General features: G+C 37.1%; 5 protein-coding genes. 2 read left to right on the top strand and 3 right to left on the bottom strand.

Going from position 1 to position 4,708, the window contains the following annotated elements; translation table 11 throughout:
- The first annotated feature begins 582 nt into the window (after window positions 1–582).
- A complete protein-coding gene (gene repM, locus FTT73_RS15630; protein ID WP_180191651.1) occupies window positions 583–1,512 on the top strand; it encodes a replication initiation protein RepM in 930 nt (309 codons plus the stop codon).
- Window positions 1,513–1,561: 49 nt separating this feature from the next.
- Here repM and FTT73_RS15625 read toward each other — a convergent pair whose 3' ends face one another.
- The 3 genes from FTT73_RS15625 to FTT73_RS15615 form a co-directional block, all read right to left on the bottom strand.
- Window positions 1,562–1,954: a prepilin-type N-terminal cleavage/methylation domain-containing protein gene (locus FTT73_RS15625; protein ID WP_180191650.1), complete on the bottom strand. Its 393-nt coding sequence runs from the start codon at window positions 1,952–1,954 to the stop codon at window positions 1,562–1,564.
- Between the two features lie 301 nt (window positions 1,955–2,255).
- Complete coding sequence (locus FTT73_RS15620; protein WP_180191649.1) at window positions 2,256–2,717, bottom strand: hypothetical protein; 462 nt, start codon at window positions 2,715–2,717, stop codon at window positions 2,256–2,258.
- Entirely contained in the window at window positions 2,718–3,737 is a 1,020-nt protein-coding gene (locus FTT73_RS15615) for a MobA/MobL family protein (protein WP_257232888.1), read from the bottom strand.
- 275 nt (window positions 3,738–4,012) lie between these two features.
- Here FTT73_RS15615 and FTT73_RS15610 point away from each other — a divergent pair, with 275 nt between their 5' ends.
- Window positions 4,013–4,435, top strand: coding sequence for a conjugal transfer protein TraD (locus FTT73_RS15610; protein WP_100358265.1), 423 nt, complete (start codon window positions 4,013–4,015; stop codon window positions 4,433–4,435).
- The last annotated feature ends 273 nt before the right edge of the window (window positions 4,436–4,708 follow it).

Here is a 4,708-nt window from a genome sequence, read left to right as displayed (position 1 = left end):
ATCTTTGGCTGTTAATTTTATCTAAACAAAAACAGGTTTAAACCGAACGAGTGTCTACGAGTGACGACCCATAATAAAAATTCTCGCGCTTTTCCCTCTGATTACAATTGCGGTATTTGCATTGGTTTGAGATTTACCGAGCGAAGCGACTGAACTTAATTTGCTTTATGGCCGAGCAAAGCGAGCATAAAACTTATGAGCGAAGCGAATTCATCGTTTCTTTTGAACCCTATCCGGTCTTTGAAAAAAATTGCCCCTCAGAAACGAGCAAAGCGAGTTTCAATAGAGTTTGAGCAAAGCGAAAACATAGGGCAATTTTCATATCCGTTTTTAAATGTTTTGGGCTTTTAATAATCTTTTAAGCTTTTAAATGCTTTTAGACAGCTTGAAATGTAAGCCTAGTAAGGATTACAGAGGGTATTAAAGGACATTTACCCTGCTATAAACGGACATTTACCCTGCTATAAACGGACATTTACCCTGCTATAAACGGACATTTACCCTGCTTATAAGGACTATTTACAAACTGTCATTTTAATGATATTTTTTTACTTGTCCTTTTATTATTAAATGAAAATAACTATGAGCTTGGTTGTAAAAGATAATTCATTAATAAATGCAAGCTATACCTTAAGTTTAGTGGAACAACGACTCATTCTTTTAGCTATTATTGAAGCACGTGAAACTGGTAAAGGAGTTGATACAGAAACATTTTTAGAAATCCATGCTCAACACTACGCAAACCGCTTTCATGTCGATGTGAAAAATACTTATGGAATGTTGTCAGAAGCAGTCATGACGCTATTTAATCGGCAAGTGACTTATATGACAGTAGATGAGCAAAGAAATAAACCAGAAAAGCGTGTGGTCAGATGGGTAAGTGGGATTTCTTATGTTGAGGGAGCAGGGATAGTCAAACTACGTTTTGCCCCTGAAATTGTACCTTTAATCACTAGATTAGAGAAAAATTTCACTTGGTATGAACTAATGCAAGTAGCTAACCTAAACCTATACGCTACTCGCTTATATGAATTATTAGTTTGTTGGCGTAGTACAGGTAAAACTCCCGTTATTGAAATTAACGACTTCCGTTCAAAAGTCGGCTTGATCGAAAGTGAATACAAAGCGATGTGCGACTTTAAAAAGCGGGTGTTAGAGCCAGCAATTAAGCAAATCAACGAACATACCGATATCACAGTCAAAGTAGAACAGCATAAAACAGGACGATCTATTAAAGGCTTTTCATTCAAATTTAAACAAAAGCCAAAGCCTAAATCAGTCGAACTAAATAGAGATTCAAGTACAGCAGATCTATTTACCAAAATGACAGATGCACAACGACACATGTTTTCTCATAAGCTATCTGAAATGCCTGAAATGTCTAAGTATTCGCAAGGTACAGAAAGCTATCAGCAATTTGCTGCACGTATTGCTGAGATGCTTTTACAGCCCGAGAAGTTTGATGAGCTTTATCCATACTTGAATAAAGCGGGATACAAAAATAAAAGTTAAAAAAAGCCGCATCTTTAAAGATGCGGCTTTTTAATATTATTACTTACTATTAAGCACCTGGTGTTGCTTTACTATTTAAAACACAAGTGCCTGTTTCAGCATTACACTTAGTCGTTTGTGTTTCAGATGCTGTTCCACTTGCTTTAGGAGTAAAAGTTATATCTCCCGTAAAAGCAGCAAGACGAGTTGCAGCTGTATCATTTTCTAAACCGTCTTTAGAAACAGAAAGACAAGCAGACTTTGCATATTTAGATATTTCGTTTCCAGAAGCTTTATCAGCAATTGAAATGCCTACATATGATTTAGCTTCAGCTAAACATGCATTGTTTGAAGAACGTTGAGTGTAATTTTGATATTGAGGAATCGCAATAGCAGCCAAAATACCAATAATAGCAACAACAATCATTAACTCAATTAATGTAAAACCTTTTTGAGCGTTCATAACACTCTCCCCATAAAGTAAGGTTGGATTAAATAATATACTTTTAGATAAATAGCATAAAGCGTGCCAACAAATAATACAAAAATAAGTAATTAATAATCAATATATTATTTGTACATAGAAATAATATTTCATGATTAATTTTTTTGACAAAAGTGACAAAAAATGTCAGAAGAAGTCTCTTTTTGCCAATATTAAGCTATAAAAAAAGCCAGTCTAAAATGTGGAGTTAGACTGGCTTTTTTTATAGCTTAATAGATTTTTTTCTAATGTCTACTATCTTTCATACTTTATTATAAAATTACTTAGGGTCTATCACACACCAATCTAGAACGGTAGACCCATTCAATGAATAACATTGCTTCGACATGATATGAACTAAATTCTTTCCATCCACTCGCTTTACGTCCACTCCATATTTTTCTGCTATTGCCCTCCGCTCTGCAATTTCATCAAACGATGGAATCCATAAAATAGAAAATATTGTTATGAAAAGAATAAAGAGAAACATCCCTCCAGTGACATAGGCATAGTGTGTCCATTTAATATTATCAAAGTCTTTAACAGCATGGGCTGCCCTTGATTCAATCTTCCTTGCTGTCAGTTCTGCTGCATTTTCGGCTGCCTGTTTTACAGCTTCGGATAACTGGGTTTTTAAACGCTCGTTATTGTGTTGAATAGCTGCTAGCTCAGCCTGAATTTCAAGTTGCTGTTTTTCAGCAATAGCCAATAATTCAAAGGCTCTATCTTCTGCATTACTCATTTAATCTCTCTCCATGCCTTTGCTTTTTGATGACCTTGTTTTTTGGCGTTGAGCTTGGGCTTGTCTTTGTCTTTCAATCTCAATGGCTTTTTTGGCTTCGGCTGCCAATCGAGCCTTTTCCATTTCAGCAGCCTTTTTCTGCTGCTCTAGTTGTTGCTGCTTGAGCTTGTAGGCTTCAAACCGCTTCATAGTTGAATCAAGTCCTTGCTTAACCTCTTGAGGAGCAATATGACGAATTTGGGCTGTTTTACGAGATTCCCTGAATGCCATTAATTCAGCACGTTTTTCAGGGTCGCGGGCTTCACTTGGCATATATTTTCTTTCTGGTGCTTGATCTATTCCCTGATCTTTTAGGCTTTTCATGTTTACACGAATGTTTAAGCCTGCACGTTCAAGACTACGGTTGCACATGGTTTCCCATCTTTCTCGAACCTCTTTAATTTCCTGCTTTCTGACTGCGTAATCCTTGCCTGTATTGAGTTTCTGACAGCCACCACGTTCGGGGTTTTTACTATTGAACCGCTTAAAGTATTGATCGGGGTCCCGATCTATACCGTCTAACTTTCTTTCGTTAAACATAATGTGAGCATGGGGCTGCTCCCCTCCGTCCATAGCTTTTGGGTTGTGAATGGCTAGTTGGTAGGGGTGCTGATCACCAATTTCTTGTTTCACCCATTCTTGCACCAGTTCAATTCTTTGTTTCTCACTCAGTTCTCTAGGTAAAGCAATTTCAAATTCACGGTAGGTACTGCCATTTTTACGTTCATATAAATCGGCTGCTTTCCAAAATTCAGAGGGGTTATGCTCTGCCCATTTCGGCATATTTCCATACTCGGTGTATTCGAGCTTTTCACCTTTTTCTAAACGCTTAGAATACTCGCCCTCTCTAGCAATATATTCAGCATGAGGGGCTGCTTTTCCTGCGCCACCTGTTTTGATTTTCATGTGTGGTACTGCCACATTAACCGCCTTTGATTTTTCCAAAACATTTTTTTGATTTTTACTTATGGTACTTGCCATAAAAGTAAAATTTAAAAAAATTGTTTTGTTGGGGTCTTAGGGGATTCCCCTAACGCGTGTTTCTGCCCGAAGGGAGAAACGTCTAATCGCGCCATCAAAAATTTTGATGGAACGGACAACGAATATCTCATTCCGACAAAACTATCAAAAATGGATATTTTTGCATAGTTAGGAATGTATATTCATTGTCCCAGATTAGATGCCAAAATCTGACTTACAATAAAAAATAAATATGATGTAATAAGCTTAGCGTTAATTTTATATTTGAGATGAAAATGAGTGAAAAGTGGTTAAGTGATCGTATTGCATATATTCAAGGTTTAAAGAATCCAAGCCTTACCCAAAAAACTCTTGTTGAGCTTTACAACATTCCTGAACATGAGCGCACACCAACAAATACAAAACACTTAAATACGCTGATCAAGGCAGAACGTACCGCAGATCGAGCAGCAGCAGCCCAACGAGCAGCCAAAAAAATATTTACCGAAGAACAAGCAAAAAAACGTAAGGAGCGAACTCACAAACTTGTCCAACTTGGTGCCTTGTTTGAAATCGCCAATTTAGACAACCACAACCCAGCTGAGTTGCTAGGAATTCTCCTTAAAGCAGCAGAATTACCCCAAGATGACCCAAAATGGGCTTTATGGCGCGAATACGGGCAACAAACCCTAAACCAAAGGAAAGACACCAAAAAGTAAGAAAAGTGCCTTAGAGCGCAAATGAGAGCGTTTTAAGGCAATAAAAAACCTAAATTGCAGATGAGAATTTGTTTTTTAGGCTGAAAATGATCTTTTTTACTGATTTTGATCAGATCCCAATGCTTTTTTTTGGTGTTCAAGTCTAAATCTTTGGCTGTTAATTTTATCTAAACAAAAACAGGTTTAAACCGAACGAGTGTCTACGAGTGACGACCCATAATAAAAATTCTCGCGCTTTTCCCTCTGATTACAATTGCGGTATTTGCATTGGTT

The organism is Acinetobacter sp. YH01006 (assembly GCF_013420445.1).
Taxonomy (GTDB): domain Bacteria; phylum Pseudomonadota; class Gammaproteobacteria; order Pseudomonadales; family Moraxellaceae; genus Acinetobacter; species Acinetobacter pseudolwoffii.
Note: the sequence above shows the minus strand (reverse complement) of the source record. Positions and strands in the feature narration are given on the sequence as shown.